This is a genomic window from Marivivens donghaensis, assembly GCF_030410045.1.
In the GTDB taxonomy this organism is placed as follows: Bacteria; Pseudomonadota; Alphaproteobacteria; order Rhodobacterales; family Rhodobacteraceae; genus Marivivens; species Marivivens donghaensis.
In genome coordinates this window covers 453,888-473,377 of record NZ_JAUFRA010000005.1, presented here as the reverse complement: position 1 = coordinate 473,377, position 19,490 = coordinate 453,888, and the positions used below count along the sequence as shown (strand labels likewise).

Here is a 19,490-nt window from a genome sequence, read left to right as displayed (position 1 = left end):
GTCGCGCTATGTCCAACGATCCACTTCTCCAGCCGTATCGGCTGAAACACCTCACTTTGAAAAACCGGATCATGATTACAAGTCATGAACCCGCCTATCCCGAAGACGGCATGCCCAAGGATCGTTACCGCGCCTATCATGTAGAGCGGGCAAAGGCGGGCGTGGCGCTTACGATGACCGCAGGGTCGGCCTCGGTCGCGCGCGACAGCCCGCCTGTGTTCAACAATATCCTTGCCTGGAAGGACGAAGTCGTCGGCTATATGAAGCAGATGGTCGATGAATGTCACGACCATGGCGCCGCTGTGATGATCCAATTGACCCACCTTGGCCGCCGCACGCGCTGGGACAAAGCGGACTGGTTGCCCGTTGTAGCGCCCAGCCACGAACGCGAAGCATCGCACCGTGCATTCCCAAAACGCATAGAAGACTGGGACATTACTCGTATCATCGAGGACTACGCGGATGCCGCTGAACGTATGCAAGCAGCGGGTGTTGACGGTATCGAGCTCGAAGCCTACGGCCACCTCCTTGAACAATTCTGGTCCCCGCTGACCAACGACCTTGACGCGCCCTATGGTGGTTCGCTTGAAAACCGTCTGCGGTTCACGATGGAGGTTCTGCAAGCGATCCGTGACCGCTGTGGCGAGAAGTTCATCGTCGGAGTGCGCTACACAGGCGATCAGGATATGGCGGGCGGCATGGGCAAGGATGAGGGGCTTCAGGTTTCTCACATGCTCAAAAACAGTGGCCTCGTGGACTTCCTTAACATCGTGAAGGGCCATATCGACACAGACCCTGGTCTGACCGATCTGATCCCGATTCAAGGGATGCGGAACGCGCCGCACCTTGATTTTGCGGGCGAAATTCGCGCAGCGACCAATTTCCCAACCTTCCACGCTGCCAAAATCCCTGACGTTGCCACCGCCCGCCACGCGATTGCGAGCGGTAAGCTCGACATGGTTGGCATGACCCGCGCCCACATGGCCGACCCGCATCTGGTGCGCAAAATCATTGAGGGGCGCGAGGATGATATTCGTCCCTGCGTCGGTGCGAACTACTGCCTCGACCGTATTTATCAGGGCGGCATGGCGCTCTGCCTGCATAACCCCGCAACGGGCCGCGAAATGGAAGTCCCGCAGACGATCACCCCTGCGGACACGAAAAAGCGGGTCACGATCGTCGGTGCAGGCCCCGCAGGGATGGAGGCCGCGCGCGTCGCCGCAGAACGCGGTCACACTGTAAATGTGTTTGAGGCCGCCGACCAACCCGGCGGGCAAATCCGACTGACCGCACTGCAAGAACGCCGTCGCGAGATGACGTCGATCATCGCATGGCGCTTTGACCAGTGCACCAAACGCGGCGTGCAGTTCCATTTCAACACCTTTGCCGACCTGGACACCGTTCTGGAAACCAAGCCAGACGAGGTTATCGTCGCGACAGGTGGCTTGCCCCATACCGAGGTGCTTGAAGCTGGCAATGAACTGGTTTGTTCCGCGTGGGATATTCTGTCAGGCGATGTGAAGCCGAGCACGAACGTGCTTGTGTTTGACGATGCAGGCGATCACGCGGGTCTACAGGCGGCGGATGTTATTTCGGAAACGGGCGCGAAGGTCGAAATCGTCACGCCCGACCGCAGTTTCGCTCCCGAAGTCATGGCGATGAACCTTGTTCCTTACATGCGTAACCTGCAAAAACGCGACACGACCTTTACGGTCACGTGGCGTCTGATAGCGGTCGCGAAAGAGGGCAACCAACTACGCGCCACCTTGGGCAGCGATTACGGCGGGGTGACCCGTGAACGGATCGTGGATCAGGTTGTGGTGAACCATGGCACGCGCCCGCTCGATGACATCTATTTCGATCTGAAACCGCTGTCGTCGAACCTTGGCGAGGTGGATTACGACGCGCTGTCGACAGGTGCGCCGCAGACCGTGATGCGCAACTCTGAGGGCACGTTCCGTCTGTTCCGTATCGGTGACGCTGTTTCGGCGCGCAACACCCACGCGGCGATCTATGATGCCCTGCGTATCGGTAAGGACCTCTAACCGATTGGCATCGTAAAGCCGACCTTCACGCGGTCCATAACCGCGCTCGTTCTAAATCGCGCGACGTTTTCTTCTGCAAAGAAGTGGCGTCGCGTGAAATCTTCGTAATCGGCCATGTCCTTGGCTGAGAGGATCAGGATAAAGTCCGCGTTTCCAGTGACATAGTAGCACTGCATCACTTCTGGCGCGGCTTTCATCTTGTCCTTAAAACGGTCCAATTCCGCAGGCCGTTCATTTTGGAGCGTCACCTCCACAATCATGATCAGCCCTCGGCCAATAGTCTGCGGATTGAGGATCGCGACCTCTTGTTCAATCGCATCCGATGACCGCAATTTGGCAAGCCGTTTGCGGCAAGCGTCAGGGGATAGCCCCACTTTTTCCGAGAGCGCTTCGGCGGTCAGGCGGTTGTTGTGCTGCAGGGCGTCGAGGATGAGTGTGTCAAAGCTGTCCATGTGGGGATTTGGTCGGAATATACGCCCGTTGTCACGGTATATTCTCCGATTGGTCCGAAAATCCGCAACTGATGGTTCAGAACACGGTTTTTCGGCCTAATCGTACCCCTCTTTGCCGAGATCGGATTGACCGCCTGCGCTATTCTTATTGCAAAGTAAAAGGATTCCCCATGCCCATCACATGCCCCAACCCCTTCCGCGGTACTGGCCTGCCGAACATGACGCTTTACCCGACCGCGGACGCGAGTGCCGTGGGTAAACTGTTATCGATGTGCCCCGCGCACGCTCAAACGCCGTTGGTCGAAGCCCCGGAACTGGCAAAAACCGTCGGTGTAGCCCGCATCACGATCAAGGATGAACGCGGGCGGATGGGCTTGGGCAGTTTCAAGGCGCTCGGCGCGGCATTCGCGATTGCCCGCGAGGCGGCAGAAGCCTTACAGGGCGACGATTGGGGCAGTGCCCTTTCGGGTCGCGTTTTCGTCACGGCGAGCGCAGGCAACCACGGTCTGTCGGTCGCCGCTGGTGCCCACCTATTTGGCGCGCAGGCGGTGATTTTCTTATCGAACACCGTGCCCGAAGCCTTTGCCACAAGGCTCAAAGCCAAAGGAGCGCAGGTTGAACGGGCTGGCGCGAATTATGAAGAAAGCATGGAGGCCGCGTTGGTTTGGGCCGCGGAAAAAGGCTATACGCTGCTCTCCGATAGCTCGTGGCCGGGCTACACCGATCCGCCGTTCCACGTGATGGAGGGCTATCTTCAGTTGGCGGCAGAGGCTGCAGTGCAGATCGACGCGGCCCCGACGCACATCCTGTTGCAAGCGGGCGTAGGTGGGCTTGCAGCGGCGGCGGCAGTCTATGCGCGGTCGGTCTGGGGCGATGGTCCGCAGATCATCGTTGTAGAACCTGACCAAGCACCCGCCTTGTTCGATAGCATCGGTGCAGGTGCACTTGTGACCTCTTCAGGTGGCGTGTCAGAGATGGGCCGTTTGGATTGCAAAACCCCCTCGATGATTGCCCTCGCGGGGTTGTCGCGGGATGCCGATATCTTCCTGACCCTGACCGAAAAAGAGGCGGCTGACGGCATCGCGGTCTTGGCGCAACATGGATTTGCCACGACTCCGTCGGGCGGGGCAGGATTGGCTGCGCTCATTGCAGGGATCGACGGGATCGGGCCTGATGCGCATGTCATGTGTATCCTCAGCGAAGGCCCCGAAGATGTCTGACCGCTCTCTCATTTTTCCACGCAGCGAATACCGTGGTCGCGTTGATCGACTGCAAGCGCGGATGGCCGCGGCGAGGCAAGACGCGCTGTTGCTGACCTCGCCCGCTGATGTGTTCTACGTCACGGGGTTCCTGACGCGATTCTGGGAAAGTCCCGCGCGTCCGTGGTTCATCGTGGTGCCTGCGCAGGGTGATCCGATTGCCGTGATCCCCGCGATTGGGGCGGATCTGATGGGGCGGACGTGGATTGACGACATTCGGACGTGGGCCGCGCCTGACCCTGTGGATGATGGTGTATCGCTGTTGTCTGACACACTTTGCGATCTGGTGCCTGCGGGCGGTGTGATCGCGACCCCGATGGGGTTGGAAACCTCGGCCCGTTTGCCGTTGGGTGACTTTATGCGGATCGCGGATCGCATAACGCCGCGTCGATTTGTGGACGGCACCGACACCATCCAGCGCGTTCGCGAGGTGAAATCAGCGGCGGAAATTACAAAAATCCGCACCATCTGCGGCGTCGCTGATCGCGCCTTTGCCCGCGTGCCAGAGTTCGCAGGCGTTGGCCGCCCCCTCGACCAAGTGTTCCGCGATTTCCAAAAGGTTCTCTTGGACGAAGGCGCGGATTGGGTGAGCTATACCGCCGGCGGTGCAGGGCAGGGCGGCTATGGCGATGTGATCTCTCCCGCTGGGCCAGAGCCGTTGCGGACAGGTGATATCCTCATGCTCGACACGGGTGCGGTGAAGGACGGGTATTTCTGTGATTTCGACCGCAATTATGCCGTCGGCGCGCCGTCCGATGACGTCAAACGCGCCCAAGCGGCGCTGACCCATTCGATTGATGTTGCGTTAGATATTTTGCGTCCGGGGATGCTGGCTCGGGACGTCCACCGTATCCTCACCGATGCCATAACGAACAAGGGCGCCGTGGCTGGCGGTGGTCGGCTCGGCCATGGGCTGGGGATTACCCTGACCGAATGGCCGTCTTTCACCCCGCTTGACACAACCGAACTGCAGGTGGGGATGGTCCTGACCCTAGAGCCGGGGGTTGAGATCGCCCCGAACCGCATCCTCGTTCACGAGGAAAACATCGTCCTGCGCGAGGAGGGTCCAGAACTCCTCTCCACCCGCGCACCAGAATTCTTGCCAGAGGTTTGATATGACGACTTATCCCTATGATTTGACGGGCCCGATAGGGTCCACTTCGATCCTCGGTCTGATCGCGCTTTCCACCGACGAAACGGTCGAACAGGACTTTTGGCACATGTTCCCGCAACGGGATGTCGCGGTCTATATTAGTCGCGTGGCTGCGGGAGCAGAACTGAACCCAGATACCATCGCGACGATGGCGGGGCACATCACGGGTGCGGCGTCTCTGTTCCCGACATCGTTAGATTTCGACACTATTTCATATGCTTGCACCTCTGGCACAACGCTGATTGGCGAGGATCGTGTGGCCGACCTCGTCGCTGAGGGGGCCAAGACGCGGAACGTTACGAACCCTCTGACCGCCTCGGTCGCGGCGCTGCGTGCGCTGGGGGCTACGCGTTTGGGGGTCGTATCGCCCTATATCGCCACGGTCGCGGATGCGATCAGGGATGCCTTTGTCGCACGAGGATTTGAGGTGCCAAAGACGCTATCCTTTGGCGAAGAGCTAGAGGCCCGCGTTGCCCGCATTGACCCCAAATCGATCCAAGCCGCAGCGCTAGAGATCGGTCGCGATCCAGAGGTCGACGCGGTTTTCCTGTCCTGCACCAACCTGCGCACGATGGATATCATCGACGCGCTCGAGGACGAGTTGGGCAAACCTGTCGTCAGCAGCAATCAGGCGCTGGCATGGCACATGGCGCAGTTGGCAGGCTGCAAGGCTGGGCCAAACGCACCGGGGAAATTGTTCCGCCTCTGAACGCTTAGGTAAACAGGCGGGTCAACCTCTGGTCGAGAGGGAAGAGATCCGCCTGAATAGCGTGGTAATGGTCAGGCTTGCCGATGAACTGCTTTTGTGCAGGTTTTCCAGTTGCATCGACCTCATGGAACCAACCACCGTTTTCGTGGTCGATAAAGAGGTCAGAGGCCGCTTGCCACAAACGGCGATACCATGCCTCGTCACTGTCGCGACCGTCGAGTTTGATCAGTGATACCATGGCCCCGATAGCCTCTGTCAGGGGCCACCAGTAGCGGTCTGTGACCTGCGGCGCGCCAGAATAATCGAGGGTGTAGACAAATCCGCCGCCCTCAACCCACGCATCGTTCAGCGCGGTTTCGATCAACGAACGGGCACGATCGACAGAGCCGTCATCTTTGCGGCCCGCTAAATCCCAATACTGCAGGTAAAGCCGGCCAAGTTCGAACGAATGCCCCGGTGTAGTGCCGCGCGGACGGAACATCGGGTCGCCCTGATAGGTCAGATCGGGCGTCCAATTTGGGGTGTAGTGCTCTGGCAAACGCCAGTCATGCGAGGGCGCGATGGTTTCCATAAAGAACGACAGGATGCGGCCCGCTCGGGTAAGGAACAGCGTCTCGCCCGTCGCCTCATAGGCGGCCAAGAGCGCCTCAACCCCGTGCATATTGGCGTTGTAACCACGGTAGGTCGAAAACGGTGACCAGTCGCGGTTGAACTCGTCAAAGAACAGGCCCGCGTCGTTATCCCAGAACCGCGTGTCCAGCACTTCGGCGACGTCCGCGATCAGACGGTCCGCATCTGGGTGGCCGATGTTCTTTGCGCTCGCCCCCGCGAGGAGGACAAAGACATGCCCATAGGCGAGCTTTTTGTCATCGACGATTGCGCCGTCCTTTAGGCCGTAGACATAGCCACCATGTGTCGTATCGCGGTGTTGGTTCCATAGGAACGCCATGCCCGCGTCGATCATGTCCTCATGCCCCTTCGCCCCCCAGAGCGAGGCCAGCGCATAGGAATGCACCATCCGCGTGGTGTTGTGGAGCTGTTGAGCGGACCCTGCGATAGGGGTGCCGTCGATGGCGAGAACGTCATAGGCCCCGTCCGCACGTAACGCTTTGCGATAAAACGCCAATTGCGCGTGGGCGTCGTTTTCCAGAAATGCCCGATGAACAGGATCGTTGATCCAATGGCCGTTGAAACCGTCTGTGCCGATCTGGGTCATGCTGTGCCTATTCGTGCTAAGTGTAACGAATTGATACCGCTAACGCCCGTTACCGCGCAACGCTTACCGCCTTGAGCACCGCAAATACTTTTTGCCCAGCGGTCAGGCCGAGGGTTTGCACCGAACGGCGGGTGATCCGTGACAAAAGCGTCGCGCCGCCAACCTCCATCTGGACCATCGCGCCGGGGCCGTCACCCATGCGGATCGATTTGATCGTAGCAGGCAGCACGTTGAGGGCAGAGATCCCTTGGGGTGCCTGGGTGGCGATCATCACATCTTGGGCTGCGATACGTAGTCGAACCAGATCGCCGATCTGACGGCCGCAATTGGGGATGGTGACGACCAGATCGCCAATCAACAGGTCGCTCAGCCCATCGTCGGAATGGGCGCCAACCCGCGCCTCAATCATTGCGCCAGCCTCGCGTACGCCGACAGGGATCACCGACGGGTCAGAGAGGACTTCTCCCGCTGGTCCCATTTGTTTGACGCGCCCCTGATCCATGACGACCACTGTGGTGGCAAGCCGTGCAACCTCGCCCGCGGCGTGGCTTACATAGACAATTGGGATACCCACCTCATCGCGGAGCCGTTCGAAATACGGCAGAATGTCATCTTTGCGGGCCTCATCCAGCGCCGCCAAAGGTTCATCGGCGAGGATCAGTTCTGGCCCTGACAACAATGCTCGCCCAATCGCAACCCGCTGCTTTTCCCCGCCAGAGAGGGCGGCAGGGCGGCGGTTCAACAGATCACCAAGGCCGAGCATTTCGACCACGGGATCAATCGGAGCCTTCGTCGCACTGAACCTCTGCCCGTAGGTGAGGTTCTGGCGAACGGACAGATGTGGGAACAGACGCGCGTCTTGGAACACATAACCGATCCGCCGTTTATGGGGCGGCAGCCAAAGGCCCGTCGCGCTGTCTTGGAGCACATGCCCCCCAATCGCGATGCGCCCCGCGTCAGGGCGCAGCAGGCCCGCAATGGCGTTGATCACGCTCGTTTTGCCAGAGCCAGAGCGACCGAATAGAACTGTCAGCCCATCAGGCGCGTCAAAGTCCACATCAAGGATGAAATCGCCCTGTTTGTGTGTGATCTGAACCGAAACCGTCATGCCGATACCCTAGCGGCGATGCGTTTCGATACGACCTCGGACAAGAGGAGGGCACCCATCGCGATGACCACAGCAATTATGACGAGCCTCAGGGCAGAGGCTTCACCGCCGGGGACTTGCAGGAAGACGTAGATCGCAGAGGGAAGCGTTTGCGTCTGGCCAGGGATGTTTGACACAAAGGTGATCGTGGCGCCAAATTCGCCCATCGCCTTGGCGAAAGCGAGGATGGAACCCGCCAAAATACCGGGGAGGATCAGAGGCAGGGTCACGGTCATGAATACCCAGGCCCGCGATGCGCCGAGGGTTGATGCGGCTTCCTCCAGCTTTGGGTCTACGGCCTCGATCGACAGTCGGATCGCGCGGACCATCAGTGGAAACGCCATGATCGCCGCAGCGAGGACAGCCCCCGTCCAGCGAAAGGCGACGATGATCCCGAACGTTTGTTCGAGGAACTCACCGACAGGGCCGCGCCGCCCGAAGGTCAGCAAAAGTAGATAGCCCGTCACCACTGGTGGCAGGACGAGCGGCAAGTGGACGATCCCGTTGAGAACCTGTTTCCCGACAAAGGACCAGCGGGCCAAAGCGTAGGCGGTGAAAATCCCGACGGGGAGGCTCAGCACGGTTGCCCAAAAGGCAACGCGCAGCGACAGGGATACCGCCTGCCATTCCGCTGGTGAGAGCCAATCCGTCACGCTGTCCGCCTCCATTCCTCGGGCTGACTATTGCGGAGTGGTGGCAGAGGAGCAAGCCAGATCAACGTCTTACTGCAGCCCGCAACCAGTCACGAAAAAGCCTGACCTCGGCGCTGGGCTCTTGGCCATCGGGAAGGATCAGGGCGTAGGCATCGCCTGTTTCGAACTTTCGCCCGCTGGCCAGAACCAGAGTGCCACGGTCGAGCGATTGCCGCGCGATCACATGCGGCACGATGCCAACGCCAAGTCCCGCAATCGCGGCATCGATTACCATGTCAAAGTGGTCTAGACGCGCCCCTCGTAGTGCCCGACGCGGGTCTGCCTCTCCATCGCGAAACCAGTCGAGCCAGAGGGTCGGACGAGTGGATTGCTGCAACAGGGGCAGATTCAACAGGTCGGTGTCCGACAGATTTGATGCCCCTTTGAGTAGTGCAGGGGAGGCTACGACCACCAGATTTTCGGGCAAGATGATCTCTGCCGTTGATCCTGTCGGTTGATGCGTTTTGCGCATGATTGCCAGATCGACAGGATCGCGGATGAAATCCACGGGGTCGAGCCGGGCAGAAATGTCGAGGCTGATGTCAGGCGCAATCGCCGTAAATCCCGGTAGGCGCGGGATCAGCCAACTGCGGACAAAGCTGGGCAGGGCGGCGATCCGCAGGATTGACGTGCGCCCACCAAAGGCCATTACGCCAACAGAGGCATCGTCGAGTTGCGCCAATATGGCTTCGGCTTTGTCGAGAAAGGCATGGCCGGCAGGGGACAGCACCAGCCGTTTTCGCACACGGTTAAAGAGGGCAACGCCCAGACGATCCTCAAGCGTGGCAAGTGACCGCGATACCGCGCTTTGCGTGAGGTTTAAATGCCCCGCGGCGAGCGTCGTTGTGCCAAGCCGTGCACATGCGGTGAAAGACTGTAGTTCGGGAATGGATGGGGTGTAACTCTGGCGCATGTTCATGACTATAACTCATCAAATTCAATTATTAAATCGTTTGTTTTTTGGCGCCCTTAGGGGCAGTCTCTGCGCAACTTCAGACGAAAGGTTTCCCTCATGCCCGCACTCAAGCCCAAAGACGCCCCCGATCTTGGTTCCTTTGACTGGACCGATCCGCTGCGTATGTCTGGTCAGCTGACCGAAGATGAACGCATGATCGCAGAGAGTGCGCGGGCCTATGCGACCGAAAAATTGCTGCCACGGGTGAAGGACGCCTTCCTGACCGAACACACCGACCCCGCGATTTTCCGCGAGATGGGCGAGATGGGCCTTTTGGGCGTCACAGTGCCAGAGGAATACGGCGGGCTTGGCGGGTCGTATGTCTCTTATGGCCTTGTTGCGCGGGAAATTGAGCGTGTGGACAGCGGCTACCGCTCGATGATGTCGGTGCAGTCCTCGCTCGTTATGTATCCGATCTACGCTTACGGCACCGAAGAGCAGCGGATGAAATACCTGCCGAAACTGGCGTCGGGCGAATGGATCGGCTGTTTTGGCCTGACCGAACCCGATGCGGGCTCTGACCCTGCGGGCATGAAAACCCGCGCGGAAAAGACCGCGAATGGCTACAAAATCACTGGGTCCAAAATGTGGATCAGCAACTCGCCTATTGCGGACGTGTTCGTGGTTTGGGCAAAGTCCGAAGCGCATGATGGTAAGATCAAAGGCTTCGTCCTTGAGAAAGGGATGAAGGGTCTGTCGGCGCCGAAGATCGAAAACAAGGTATCCCTGCGGGCGTCCATCACGGGTGAGATCGTCATGGACGGCGTTGAGGTGGGCGAAGATGCGCTGTTGCCCAATGTGTCGGGCCTCAAGGGACCGTTCGGCTGTCTGAACCGCGCACGCTATGGTATCGCGTGGGGCGTTATGGGCGCGGCAGAGTTCTGCTGGCACGCGGCACGCCAATACGGTCTGGATCGTAAGCAGTTCAACAAACCGATCGCGCAGACCCAGCTTTTCCAGAAAAAGCTCGCGGATATGCAGACCGAGATTACGTTGGGCCTTCAGGCTGCGTTGCAAGTCGGTCGTTTGATGGACGCCGCTGAGGCTGCGCCAGAGATGATCAGCCTGATCAAACGTAACAACTGTGGTAAGGCGCTCGATGTGGCGCGTCACGCACGCGACATGCACGGCGGCAACGGGATTTCGGCTGAATTCGGTGTGATCCGCCATATGGTCAACCTTGAGACGGTGAACACCTATGAGGGCACGCATGACATCCACGCGCTGATCCTTGGCCGTGCGCAAACTGGTCTGCAGGCGTTCTTCTGATGCAACCGCTGAACGGTGTGAAAGTCGTCGAGTTGGCGCGTATTCTGGCTGGTCCTTGGGCTGGTCAGGTTCTGGCCGACCTCGGGGCAGAGGTCATTAAGGTCGAAAGCCCCGACGGCGACGATACCCGCACATGGGGGCCACCGTTCATGGATGACGGCACCGCTGCCTATTACCATGCGACGAACGCTGGAAAATCGGTGGTGACTGCCGATTTCCGCACCGAAGAGGGGCGGCAGATCGTGATCGACCTGATCCGCAACGCCGATGTGGTGATCGAGAATTTCAAGGTCGGTGGTCTGGCGAAATACGGGCTCGACTATGCGGGGCTGTCGGCGATCAATCCGCGGCTGGTCTATTGTTCGATCACAGGGTTCGGGCAGGACGGGCCTTATGCGGACCGTGCTGGCTATGATTTCCTGATCCAAGGCATGGCGGGCTGGATGGACCTCACAGGGGCGCCAGACGGTGAGCCGCAAAAAGTCGGCGTGGCCTTTGCTGATATCTTCACGGGGCTCTATTCGGTGATCGGTATTCAGGCCGCGCTGAAAGCACGCGAAACCACGGGGCGCGGGCAGCATGTCGATATGGCACTGCTCGATTGCGCTGTTGGGGTGCTGGCCAATCAGGGGATGAACTACCTCGTATCGGGAAATGCCCCTCGCCGTATGGGCAATGCGCATCCAAACATCGCCCCTTACGAAGTTCTTCCGACGTCGAATGGCGATATCATCGTGGCCGTTGGCAACGATGGCCAATTCCGTCGGTTCTGCGACGTGCTGGGTCTGGAGGAGGACCCGCGCTTTGCAACAAATGCGCTGCGCGTGGCGAATAGGGTGCCCTTGCGGGACAAGGTCGTGGTGGTCCTGTCGCGATGGGATCGGTCCGAGCTTTTGTTGGCGTTGGAAAAGGCGACTGTACCAGCGGGGCCGATCAATTCGGTCGATCAGGTCTTTGCCGATCCACAGGTCGTTGCACGCGGCATGCAGGTTATGGAAAACGGTATTCCTGCAATCCGAACGCCCATTCGTCTATCAGAGACGCCGCTCCGCCGCTAACGCTGGATCGGCTCTAGTGGGTCATAGGGTGGGGCATCTGCGTCCCCCCATGCCACCGCCGCGAGGCTATCGGGCTTTACCCTGAGTTTCGACATTTCCTCACGCGTGACCCAACGACGTTTGCTCACGATGCCTTCGGGATCGGTCCAGTCGCCAAAGGGATCGCCCGCCATAATCTGACAGCGGAAATAGAGGTCGACCTGATGGAAATCGCCCTTCGGGTCGTGGAATTCGTTGATCAGGCAGGGTTCACCCACCTTAACGATCAGTCCCGTTTCTTCGTGCACTTCACGCGATAGGTTAGCAGGCAGGCTCTGATGCGCTTCGGCGCCGCCCCCAGGTGCACACCACAGGTGATCGCGATTTTTCCAAGCGTTCACGAGTAACAATTTGTTTTCGTGTAAAATAATGGCGCGTGTGGCAAGACGGATTGATCTGGACATGCGCTACAGTGGCCTGTGCCGCAGCGTCGCGCAAGCTGGTTGATTGGATTATGCGTTTTTGCGCTTATGTGGTGTATATGAAAACTTTACTCGCCTCACTTTTGTTTCTCGCCGCTGCCCCTGCCAAGGCAGAGGATTGCGTTGTTCTGCTGCATGGGCTGGCGCGTGGGCCTGCCTCTCTGTTTGTGATGGGGGAGGTGTTAGAGGCCGAGGGCTATAAGGTCGTCAATCGCGGCTACCCGTCGACCAAGCAGCCGATTGAAGAACTCGTCGGGCAGATCACCGATGATGTGGCGGCTTGCGGGGCACGCAAGGTTCATTTCGTGACCCATTCGATGGGTGGCATCCTGATCCGTGCGTGGCTTCAGGGGCATACGCCTGTTGATATGGGGCGCGTTGTGATGCTGGCCCCGCCGAACCAAGGGTCTGAGCTGGTCGATGTATTCGGCGATTGGGAACCGTTCGAGTGGATCAACGGCCCCGCGGGCGAACAGCTCGGCACTGGGGCGGGGAGCGTGCCGCTATCGCTGGGGGATCTGAACGTTGAGGTTGGGATAATCGCGGGCGATCAGAGCCTGAACCCGATCTATTCATCGCTGATTGACGGTCCCGACGATGGCAAAGTGTCGGTCGCGTCGACCCGATTGAAGGGCGCGGATCACATGGTTTTGCCCGTGACCCACACCTTTATGATGAACAACCCCCAAGTCATCGCGGAGGTTGTCACCTTTTTGAAAGACGGCCGCTTCGATCGGAGCGGAGAGGTCGTCTATGACGTGATCGAAGGGCTTATTGACCCGCAGGACCCGTGATGCGGTTCACGTGACCCATCTTGCGACCGGGTTTTGCGTCAGCCTTACCGTAGAGGTGGATGGCATCACCTGATTTTGCGATCTCTGGAATGCGGTCCACGTCGTCGCCGATCAGGTTCTCCATCACAACGTTCGAATGGCGTTTGCCGTCACCCAAAGGCCAGCCCGCAACAGCGCGGATGTGCTGTTCGAACTGGTCGACCGCACAGCCGTTTTGGGTCCAGTGGCCAGAGTTGTGAACACGCGGCGCGATTTCGTTGACGATCAGCCCTTGGGGGGTGACGAACAGCTCAACGCCCATGACGCCGACATAATCCAGCGCATTGAGGATTTTCCCAGCGAGTAGAACCGCATCCACGCCCTGCATCCCTGTGAGGTTCGCAGGAACGGTGGTGGTGTCGAGGATGCCGTCCTTGTGGACGTTTTCACCCGGATCATAGCAGGCAACTTCACCGTTGGTGCCGCGTGCGGCAATCACTGACACCTCGTGGGTGAAGTTCACAAAACCCTCGAGGATCGACGGCGCACCGTTCATGTCAGCAAGTGCCTGTTCCGCATCATCAGCGGATTTCAGACGCGCCTGACCTTTGCCGTCATAGCCGAACCGACGGGTTTTCAGAATGGCAGGGGTGCCAATCTCGGCGATGGCTTCGGCCAGATCGACCTCATCATCGACCGCCGCAAAGGGTGCGGTTTTCAGACCCAGATCGTTCAAGAATGCTTTTTCGACAAGGCGATCCTGCGACACGGCCAATGCCTTGCGGTTCGGTCGGATCGGGCGCACGGATTCGAGAAGGTCCAGCGCTTCGGTCGGGATGTTTTCAAACTCGTAGGTGATCACATCGACAGAAGCCGCGAAATCAGCGAGCGCTTCGGCGTCGTCATAGGGCGCAGTGGTCACACGGTCCGCAACATGGCCCGCGGGCGGGTTCGCGCTGGGTTCATAGATGTGGGTCTTAAAGCCCAACCGCGATGCCGCGACAGAGAGCATACGCCCCAACTGACCTCCACCAAGGATGCCAATCGTCGAACCAGGTTTCAGCATATCACTCATCGACGGGCTCATCAGGAATAGAAGCAGAAAGCGCCTCGCGCCACGCATCAAGGCGGGCAGCAAGATCGGCGTCTTGGAGGGCGAGGATACCAGCGGCCATCAGGCCAGCGTTCGATGCACCCGCCGCACCGATTGCCATGGTCGCAACGGGGTAGCCTTTGGGCATCTGAACGATGGAATAGAGGCTATCAACGCCCGACAGCGCCTTGGTCTGAACAGGGACGCCAACTACAGGAACGCGGGTTTTCGATGCCATCATGCCCGGAAGGTGCGCCGCACCACCTGCACCAGCGATAATCACCTGAAGGCCGCGATCCGCTGCCGCCTTGCCATAGGCCCACAGGCGATCTGGCGTGCGGTGCGCGCTGACGATCTTTTTCTCGTAGGTGATGCCCAGTTCGTCGAGAATATCGGCGGCTAGTTTCATTGTCGGCCAGTCGGACTGGCTGCCCATGATGATACCGACTTGCGGTGTGGTCATGATGTGTCCCCGCTTGGAATAGGAAGCGGCACTATAGCGAGCATGGGGCAGGGTGCAATTGCCCGCGATGCACTCAGGCGATGATATCGGGGAAAATACGGTCCTCTAGGACGACGATTTTGTCCTTGAGGTTCAGTTTCTGCTTTTTCAAGCGACGCAGGGTCAGCATATCGCCTGTTCCGCGATCTTCCAGGGCATGAATAGCCTCATCCAAGTCACGGTGTTCGCGCTTGAGAACCTCAAGTTCGAAACGAAGGACCTCAATCTGTTCCATCCGTGCGGATTTATTCATGGACTCACCCGATACTTTCTCGCGCCGCGAGTTCTTAACATAAGCGGTTTGATCGATTCCGCCTAGCCCTTGCAGCGGTCGGATTGAAAGACCATATTCAATTTATGGCTGCCGTGATCGGGGCCAATTTGACGGTCGCTTGGACGAGGACGTGTCGTATGACGAAACTAACATTAGGGGCGCATCCCTACCTTCTGGGCTTTGAACAGCTGGAACGGCTGGTCGAACGCACCGCGAAATCCGGCAATGACGGATATCCCCCGTATAACATCGAACAAACATCAGAACGGTCCTATCGGATCACGCTGGCTGTGGCTGGCTTTTCTGAGGACGATTTGCAGATCACCGTTGAGGACAGCAGCCTTGTCATCCGTGGTCGCCAATCGGACGACAGTGATGGTCGTATCTTCTTGCATCGCGGTATCGCGGCCCGCCAATTCCAACGGTCGTTTGTGTTGGCCGATGGCGTCGATGTTGGCGAAGCGGTGATGGAAAACGGTTTGCTGCACGTCGATTTGACGCGCAAACTCCCTGAAACAGTGGTGCAGACGATCAAGATTAGGAAAGGGTCCGAATGATGAACGCGAAATACGATTTCAGAAACGCCCAAGACCGGATTGTTTATGTCAAATCGGTCGATGTCGCTGATCTTCCCGAAGATCTTCAGGAACAGGCAGGAGGCCGCAAACAGCTGTTTTCGGTCCATACCGAAGCGGGCGAACAGATCGCGCTCGTTGCGGATCGTCAGATGGCCTTTGTGCTGGCTCGACAAAATGACATGACACCGATGGCGGTGCATTGATGTGACAAAGGCGCCCAAGAGGGCGCCTTTTTTGTTTGACGATTGCAAGTGCCCTAAAAATTAAATTATAATTTTGTTATGTATGGATAAGGAGGCCTGAGTTGGCACATCCCGAAAAATTCTCAAAACCCCAAATTGTTCTGCATTGGTTGATGTTTCTGCTCTTTTTCGTGAGCTTCTTTAGCCATGATGCGATCAAGGATAGCTACCGTGCCTTTGTCCGCGAAGGCGTGACCGATATTGGCATCGGCACCCGTGTGCACGTGATTGTCGGTATTGCGATTTTGGCGCTCGCCGTGGTGCGTATTGTGATGCGCTTTACTCGTCCCGCACCTGTGGAAATGGGTAGCGGTGCGCAGGCTTTGCTCGCTAAGGCGGTCAAGCTCGGCCTCTATGTCGTGATGATCACGATCCCGCTGTCGGGTATCGCCGTTTGGTTTGGTGGCATCCGCGATGCGGGCGAGGTGCATGAGGTCATGTTCACCTTGGGCCTCGGCCTTCTGGGGCTGCATATCCTCGGCGCGTTGGTCCACCAGTTCGTGTTCAAGGATAACCTGATGGCGCGGATGAAGCTGCGCTAACCCCCAAAGAAAAAGCCCCGCTATTGCGGGGCTTTTTTGTTGTTACTCTTGTGCGGCGAGCCAGTGTTCTGCGTCCAGCGCCGCCATGCAGCCCATCCCCGCAGATGTGACCGCCTGACGGTATTTCGCGTCGGTCAGGTCGCCCGCAGCAAAGACGCCAGGGATCGAGGTTTCGGTCGAGCCTGGTTTCACCTTCACATAGCCACCCGAATGCAGTTCCAGCTGGTCTTTGACCAACTCGCTCGCCGGCGCGTGGCCAATAGCGATAAAGACGCCTTTGGCTGGGACTTCGGTGATTTCGCCCGTTTCAACGTGTTTTGCACGAACGCCTGTCACGCCTTTAGGATCGCCTTCGCCAACGACTTCTTCCAGTTCGTGGTTCCAGAGCACTTCGATCTTTTCGTGCTTCAAGAGACGCTCTTGCAGGATCTTTTCCGACCGAAGCGAGTCACGGCGGTGGATCAGGGTCACTTTGGTCGCAAAGTTGGTGAGGAAGAGTGCTTCTTCGACTGCGGTGTTGCCGCCGCCGATCACAACGATTTCCTGACCGCGGTAGAAGAACCCGTCACAGGTCGCGCAGGCCGACACGCCGAAGCCCTTGTAGGCTTCTTCCGACTCCAGACCCAACCACTTTGCACGAGCACCTGTTGCAAGGATGATCGCATCGGCGGTGTAGGTGGTGCCGCTGTCGCCTTTGGCCACGAAAGGACGCTGGGACAGGTCGAGGTCAGAGATCAGGTCCATGATGATCTCACAGCCCATCGCCTTGGCGTGCTCTTCCATGTTCACCATCAGCTGCGGCCCTTGGATTTCTTTTTCACCCGGCCAGTTTTCAACTTCGGTCGTGGTGGTCAGCTGACCGCCCGGTTCCATCCCCTGAACCAGAATCGGGTTCAGCATGGCGCGGCTTGCGTAAACGCCTGCGGTATAGCCTGCAGGGCCAGAGCCAATGATCAAAACCTTCGTGTGGCGTGCGTCAGACATGTCAGCCTCTTTTCAATATCCGTTCCCCCCGATATAGCCACGCCGCCCGCCGCGGGAAAGAGGCGAGCGGGATTAAAACATTGCAAGAATTTTATGCATGCGAATGAGAAATGAAATTGCGCAACTTTGAAATATTGTTGCGCATAAAGTTCATTCGACGTAAGGTTCGCGAAACTTTCTTTGGGGATACCAATGCCGGGCAGCAAACTCGATGAAATCGATCGCATGATCCTTGCCGAATTGCAGGCGGATGGTCGCATGACCAACGTCGAATTGGCAAAACGAGTGGGCATTTCCGCGCCGCCGTGTCTGCGTCGTGTGCGCACGCTCGAAGAGCAGGGCTATATTCGTGGGTACCACGCTGACGTGGATAGCCGCGAATTGGGCTTTGAAGTGCAGGTGTTCGCGATGGTCGGTCTGCACAAGCAAGCCGAAGCTGACCTCTCTGCCTTCGAAGAACGGTGCCGCAACTGGCCGCTCGTTCGCGAATGTCACATGCTCAACGGTGAGGTCGACTTTATCCTCAAATGCGTGGCCCCTGATTTGCGCAGCTTCCAGAGCTTCCTGACGGGTGAACTGCTCACCGCGGACAACGTTGCGCATGTGAAAACATCGCTTGTTATCCGCTGTGCGAAGGACGAACCGGGTGTGCCGTTTGACGTGCTTGAGGAACGCCTTGCTCGCGACGCTTAGGCGACGTCAAACACCGTAAGATCAGCCATCCGCAAGCGCGGCTGGCAATCCATCCCGAAATCCCCGAGGTCCCGCATATGCGGGAAGAGCGGCATGAACATGTCGAGGAGTTCGCCGCGCAAGGGGAACCGATGCGGCGCGCCGGGGTGATAGCTTTCGACCTCTAGCCCCGCGACGCTGAGGCGTTCGTGGGTCGCAAAGCCCAAGTGGAACACTTGCACGGGCGCCATCGGCGTGATTTCGATGATGCCGTCCCCATCGACGAGATCGGCCAGCGGAACAAATGCGCCGTCTTGCCCGTTGAAGGCCCTGATGCGGGGTGACGTATGAAACACACGCGCTGATGGTCCGAACATTGTGTCGTGCGATGGACGATGAAGCCCCAACGCCTCTGTCCCAACGCGGATCATGGATGTCGTTTCACTCGCCACATGCGGCACGATCATCATCGACCCTTTCCACATGAGCGTGCGGAGGCGTCCGTTGGCTGTGCGGATGCGGTCCCCGGGCCAGAGGTCTTCGACCGCGATTGGGCCGTTTTCTGTTTGGAATAGCAGGCCACGAGCAAAGGCAGAAAAGGCTTCCTCGAACAGAGGGTGCGCGGGCGCTGTTTTCTGGAATTCATGGCAGAGGCCATCTTTGGTCAGATGGGCGACTTCGTATTTGCGCATGAGAGGCTGGTTGCGCTGAAGTCGCCCGTCTTTCCGAGCGATCCGGTCCTGAGAGACCGGTAGGTTATTTGACACGCCTAGAGCGGCTGCCGAACGGGGCATATGCATACTGGTCCACCTTACGGTTGACCTTCCGTCGGCCCCCACCGACAACATCGGGTCGTTCAACTTGACCAGAATGTGGCAGAAGTTGGTCGGACTTGTCAAAGAAATCAATGTATTGTGGATCAGCGGGTAACAAAGTGGGGTTGGCAACCTCAGATTGTTCACCTTAGGGGCGTTAATCTGGCCTTAATTTCACGCCGCTCACCCCGAATCGCAAAGAAAAAGGCGGCCACTGGCCGCCTTGAGGTCTTGGAAGTGTCTGCTTCCGAGGGAGAAATCAGGCCACTTTGGCCTCTAATTCGGGGGAGGTAGTTTCTGTGCGGCGGGCGATCATCGCCTCGCGCCGCAGACCACGCGCCCAAGGCATCTGCGTGTCACAGGCTTTGGCGTCTTCGATCATAGTGGTGAGCCAGCGTTTGTTTTTCATTGCTCTGTCCTCTTGGATAGTCGTTGCCAGTTTCGGCGTTGATCCCACTATCAAGGGCACAGGCGGCAAGAGTTGGGCGAAGTTGTGAAACTTTGCCCTGTTCATGGGGAAACTGTCTCAGAACGGCGAAAGCCCTTTACGCAAAGGGGTGCGAGAGCGTGAGGCTAAGCGGAAGTGACCCGATTGTGGC

23 protein-coding genes are annotated in these 19,490 nt (G+C 58.4%); 11 read left to right on the top strand and 12 right to left on the bottom strand.

Going from position 1 to position 19,490, the window contains the following annotated elements; genetic code table 11:
* Positions 1 to 8: 8 nt before the first annotated feature.
* Positions 9 to 2,045 (top strand): N-methyl-L-proline N-demethylase HpbA, encoded by a 2,037-nt coding sequence (hpbA, locus tag QWY83_RS07980; RefSeq protein WP_249945364.1) that lies wholly within the window; start codon positions 9 to 11, stop codon positions 2,043 to 2,045.
* On the opposite strand, the gene QWY83_RS07975 is transcribed toward hpbA, so the two are convergent.
* Positions 2,042 to 2,497: an Lrp/AsnC family transcriptional regulator gene (locus QWY83_RS07975; RefSeq protein ID WP_105234648.1), complete on the bottom strand. Its 456-nt coding sequence runs from the start codon at positions 2,495 to 2,497 to the stop codon at positions 2,042 to 2,044. The genes hpbA and QWY83_RS07975 overlap by 4 nt on opposite strands.
* Before the next feature lie 170 nt (positions 2,498 to 2,667).
* On the opposite strand from QWY83_RS07975, the gene QWY83_RS07970 reads away from it, so the two are divergent.
* The 3 genes from QWY83_RS07970 to QWY83_RS07960 are packed head-to-tail and all read left to right on the top strand — an operon-like array spanning position 2,668 to position 5,618.
* On the top strand, positions 2,668 to 3,717 hold the full coding sequence (locus QWY83_RS07970) for a pyridoxal-phosphate dependent enzyme (RefSeq protein ID WP_249945365.1): 1,050 nt from the start codon (positions 2,668 to 2,670) through the stop codon (positions 3,715 to 3,717).
* A complete protein-coding gene (locus QWY83_RS07965; RefSeq protein WP_249945366.1) occupies positions 3,710 to 4,870 on the top strand; it encodes a M24 family metallopeptidase in 1,161 nt (386 codons plus the stop codon). Before QWY83_RS07970 ends, QWY83_RS07965 begins: the two co-directional genes overlap by 8 nt.
* 1 nt (position 4,871) lies before the next feature.
* Positions 4,872 to 5,618 (top strand): maleate cis-trans isomerase family protein, encoded by a 747-nt coding sequence (locus tag QWY83_RS07960; RefSeq protein WP_249945367.1) that lies wholly within the window; start codon positions 4,872 to 4,874, stop codon positions 5,616 to 5,618.
* Between the two features lie 4 nt (positions 5,619 to 5,622).
* Here the strand turns inward: QWY83_RS07960 and QWY83_RS07955 are convergent, their stop codons facing one another.
* The 4 genes from QWY83_RS07955 to QWY83_RS07940 form a co-directional block, all read right to left on the bottom strand.
* Positions 5,623 to 6,834, bottom strand: a complete 1,212-nt coding sequence (locus QWY83_RS07955; RefSeq protein WP_249945368.1) for an AGE family epimerase/isomerase — start codon at positions 6,832 to 6,834, stop codon at positions 5,623 to 5,625.
* 49 nt (positions 6,835 to 6,883) lie between these two features.
* Positions 6,884 to 7,942, bottom strand: coding sequence for a molybdenum ABC transporter ATP-binding protein (modC, locus tag QWY83_RS07950; protein ID WP_249945369.1), 1,059 nt, complete (start codon positions 7,940 to 7,942; stop codon positions 6,884 to 6,886).
* Complete coding sequence (gene modB, locus QWY83_RS07945; protein ID WP_435404506.1) at positions 7,939 to 8,634, bottom strand: molybdate ABC transporter permease subunit; 696 nt, start codon at positions 8,632 to 8,634, stop codon at positions 7,939 to 7,941. The genes modC and modB overlap by 4 nt, the downstream gene beginning before the upstream one ends.
* Positions 8,635 to 8,695: 61 nt before the next feature.
* On the bottom strand, positions 8,696 to 9,586 hold the full coding sequence (locus tag QWY83_RS07940) for a LysR substrate-binding domain-containing protein (protein ID WP_249945371.1): 891 nt from the start codon (positions 9,584 to 9,586) through the stop codon (positions 8,696 to 8,698).
* 99 nt (positions 9,587 to 9,685) lie between these two features.
* On the opposite strand from QWY83_RS07940, the gene QWY83_RS07935 reads away from it, so the two are divergent.
* Positions 9,686 to 10,897, top strand: coding sequence for an acyl-CoA dehydrogenase (locus QWY83_RS07935; RefSeq protein WP_249944287.1), 1,212 nt, complete (start codon positions 9,686 to 9,688; stop codon positions 10,895 to 10,897).
* Entirely contained in the window at positions 10,897 to 11,955 is a 1,059-nt protein-coding gene (locus QWY83_RS07930) for a CaiB/BaiF CoA transferase family protein (protein ID WP_249945372.1), read from the top strand. Before QWY83_RS07935 ends, QWY83_RS07930 begins: the two co-directional genes overlap by 1 nt.
* On the opposite strand, the gene QWY83_RS07925 is transcribed toward QWY83_RS07930, so the two are convergent.
* Entirely contained in the window at positions 11,952 to 12,398 is a 447-nt protein-coding gene (locus tag QWY83_RS07925) for an NUDIX domain-containing protein (RefSeq protein ID WP_249945373.1), read from the bottom strand. The two genes, QWY83_RS07930 and QWY83_RS07925, sit on opposite strands and share 4 nt — an antisense overlap.
* 77 nt (positions 12,399 to 12,475) lie before the next feature.
* Between QWY83_RS07925 and QWY83_RS07920 the strand changes: the two genes are divergently transcribed.
* On the top strand, positions 12,476 to 13,210 hold the full coding sequence (locus tag QWY83_RS07920; protein ID WP_249945374.1) for an alpha/beta fold hydrolase: 735 nt from the start codon (positions 12,476 to 12,478) through the stop codon (positions 13,208 to 13,210).
* On the opposite strand, the gene QWY83_RS07915 is transcribed toward QWY83_RS07920, so the two are convergent.
* The 3 genes from QWY83_RS07915 to QWY83_RS07905 all read right to left on the bottom strand — a co-directional run bounded on the left by QWY83_RS07915 (position 13,188) and on the right by QWY83_RS07905 (position 15,037).
* Positions 13,188 to 14,264, bottom strand: a complete 1,077-nt coding sequence (locus QWY83_RS07915; RefSeq protein ID WP_249945375.1) for a 5-(carboxyamino)imidazole ribonucleotide synthase — start codon at positions 14,262 to 14,264, stop codon at positions 13,188 to 13,190. The two genes, QWY83_RS07920 and QWY83_RS07915, sit on opposite strands and share 23 nt — an antisense overlap.
* On the bottom strand, positions 14,257 to 14,745 hold the full coding sequence (purE, locus tag QWY83_RS07910; RefSeq protein WP_067546314.1) for a 5-(carboxyamino)imidazole ribonucleotide mutase: 489 nt from the start codon (positions 14,743 to 14,745) through the stop codon (positions 14,257 to 14,259). Before purE ends, QWY83_RS07915 begins: the two co-directional genes overlap by 8 nt.
* A gap of 73 nt (positions 14,746 to 14,818) precedes the next feature.
* Complete coding sequence (locus QWY83_RS07905; RefSeq protein WP_067546311.1) at positions 14,819 to 15,037, bottom strand: YdcH family protein; 219 nt, start codon at positions 15,035 to 15,037, stop codon at positions 14,819 to 14,821.
* Between the two features lie 158 nt (positions 15,038 to 15,195).
* On the opposite strand from QWY83_RS07905, the gene QWY83_RS07900 reads away from it, so the two are divergent.
* From QWY83_RS07900 to QWY83_RS07890, 3 genes are all read left to right on the top strand, one after another.
* On the top strand, positions 15,196 to 15,615 hold the full coding sequence (locus QWY83_RS07900; RefSeq protein ID WP_105234660.1) for an Hsp20 family protein: 420 nt from the start codon (positions 15,196 to 15,198) through the stop codon (positions 15,613 to 15,615).
* Complete coding sequence (locus tag QWY83_RS07895; protein ID WP_105234661.1) at positions 15,615 to 15,839, top strand: DUF1150 family protein; 225 nt, start codon at positions 15,615 to 15,617, stop codon at positions 15,837 to 15,839. Before QWY83_RS07900 ends, QWY83_RS07895 begins: the two co-directional genes overlap by 1 nt.
* A gap of 101 nt (positions 15,840 to 15,940) precedes the next feature.
* Entirely contained in the window at positions 15,941 to 16,420 is a 480-nt protein-coding gene (locus tag QWY83_RS07890; RefSeq protein ID WP_249945376.1) for a cytochrome b, read from the top strand.
* A gap of 42 nt (positions 16,421 to 16,462) precedes the next feature.
* Here QWY83_RS07890 and trxB read toward each other — a convergent pair whose 3' ends face one another.
* Positions 16,463 to 17,404 carry a thioredoxin-disulfide reductase gene (gene trxB, locus QWY83_RS07885; RefSeq protein WP_067546295.1) on the bottom strand — a complete coding sequence of 314 codons (942 nt, stop codon included), beginning with the start codon at positions 17,402 to 17,404 and terminating at the stop codon, positions 16,463 to 16,465.
* A gap of 192 nt (positions 17,405 to 17,596) precedes the next feature.
* Between trxB and QWY83_RS07880 the strand changes: the two genes are divergently transcribed.
* Entirely contained in the window at positions 17,597 to 18,097 is a 501-nt protein-coding gene (locus QWY83_RS07880) for an Lrp/AsnC family transcriptional regulator (RefSeq protein ID WP_067546291.1), read from the top strand.
* On the opposite strand, the gene QWY83_RS07875 is transcribed toward QWY83_RS07880, so the two are convergent.
* Both QWY83_RS07875 and QWY83_RS07870 read right to left on the bottom strand, forming a co-directional pair.
* The gene (locus QWY83_RS07875; RefSeq protein ID WP_067546288.1) at positions 18,094 to 18,876 is read right to left on the bottom strand and encodes a Hint domain-containing protein; all 783 of its coding nucleotides are present in this window, start codon (positions 18,874 to 18,876) and stop codon (positions 18,094 to 18,096) included. The two genes, QWY83_RS07880 and QWY83_RS07875, sit on opposite strands and share 4 nt — an antisense overlap.
* Positions 18,877 to 19,150: 274 nt before the next feature.
* Complete coding sequence (locus QWY83_RS07870) at positions 19,151 to 19,300, bottom strand: hypothetical protein (protein WP_249945377.1); 150 nt, start codon at positions 19,298 to 19,300, stop codon at positions 19,151 to 19,153.
* Positions 19,301 to 19,490: the final 190 nt, after the last annotated feature.

Excerpts from the sequence above, each read along its gene's own strand:
- modC (WP_249945369.1), bottom strand. The coding sequence starts at position 7,942 with ATGACGGTTTCGGTTCAGATCACACACAAACAGGGCGATTTCATCCTT.
- QWY83_RS07915 (WP_249945375.1), bottom strand. The coding sequence starts at position 14,264 with ATGAGTGATATGCTGAAACCTGGTTCGACGATTGGCATCCTTGGTGGA.
- QWY83_RS07970 (WP_249945365.1), top strand. The coding sequence starts at position 2,668 with ATGCCCATCACATGCCCCAACCCCTTCCGCGGTACTGGCCTGCCGAAC.
- hpbA (WP_249945364.1), top strand. The coding sequence starts at position 9 with ATGTCCAACGATCCACTTCTCCAGCCGTATCGGCTGAAACACCTCACT.
- QWY83_RS07905 (WP_067546311.1), bottom strand. The coding sequence starts at position 15,037 with ATGAATAAATCCGCACGGATGGAACAGATTGAGGTCCTTCGTTTCGAA.
- QWY83_RS07935 (WP_249944287.1), top strand. The coding sequence starts at position 9,686 with ATGCCCGCACTCAAGCCCAAAGACGCCCCCGATCTTGGTTCCTTTGAC.
- purE (WP_067546314.1), bottom strand. The coding sequence starts at position 14,745 with ATGACCACACCGCAAGTCGGTATCATCATGGGCAGCCAGTCCGACTGG.
- QWY83_RS07975 (WP_105234648.1), bottom strand. The coding sequence starts at position 2,497 with ATGGACAGCTTTGACACACTCATCCTCGACGCCCTGCAGCACAACAAC.
- QWY83_RS07955 (WP_249945368.1), bottom strand. The coding sequence starts at position 6,834 with ATGACCCAGATCGGCACAGACGGTTTCAACGGCCATTGGATCAACGAT.
- QWY83_RS07965 (WP_249945366.1), top strand. The coding sequence starts at position 3,710 with ATGTCTGACCGCTCTCTCATTTTTCCACGCAGCGAATACCGTGGTCGC.
- QWY83_RS07925 (WP_249945373.1), bottom strand. The coding sequence starts at position 12,398 with ATGTCCAGATCAATCCGTCTTGCCACACGCGCCATTATTTTACACGAA.
- QWY83_RS07895 (WP_105234661.1), top strand. The coding sequence starts at position 15,615 with ATGAACGCGAAATACGATTTCAGAAACGCCCAAGACCGGATTGTTTAT.
- QWY83_RS07880 (WP_067546291.1), top strand. The coding sequence starts at position 17,597 with ATGCCGGGCAGCAAACTCGATGAAATCGATCGCATGATCCTTGCCGAA.
- QWY83_RS07900 (WP_105234660.1), top strand. The coding sequence starts at position 15,196 with ATGACGAAACTAACATTAGGGGCGCATCCCTACCTTCTGGGCTTTGAA.
- QWY83_RS07875 (WP_067546288.1), bottom strand. The coding sequence starts at position 18,876 with ATGCATATGCCCCGTTCGGCAGCCGCTCTAGGCGTGTCAAATAACCTA.
- QWY83_RS07870 (WP_249945377.1), bottom strand. The coding sequence starts at position 19,300 with ATGAAAAACAAACGCTGGCTCACCACTATGATCGAAGACGCCAAAGCC.
- trxB (WP_067546295.1), bottom strand. The coding sequence starts at position 17,404 with ATGTCTGACGCACGCCACACGAAGGTTTTGATCATTGGCTCTGGCCCT.
- QWY83_RS07920 (WP_249945374.1), top strand. The coding sequence starts at position 12,476 with ATGAAAACTTTACTCGCCTCACTTTTGTTTCTCGCCGCTGCCCCTGCC.
- QWY83_RS07940 (WP_249945371.1), bottom strand. The coding sequence starts at position 9,586 with ATGCGCCAGAGTTACACCCCATCCATTCCCGAACTACAGTCTTTCACC.
- QWY83_RS07930 (WP_249945372.1), top strand. The coding sequence starts at position 10,897 with ATGCAACCGCTGAACGGTGTGAAAGTCGTCGAGTTGGCGCGTATTCTG.
- QWY83_RS07960 (WP_249945367.1), top strand. The coding sequence starts at position 4,872 with ATGACGACTTATCCCTATGATTTGACGGGCCCGATAGGGTCCACTTCG.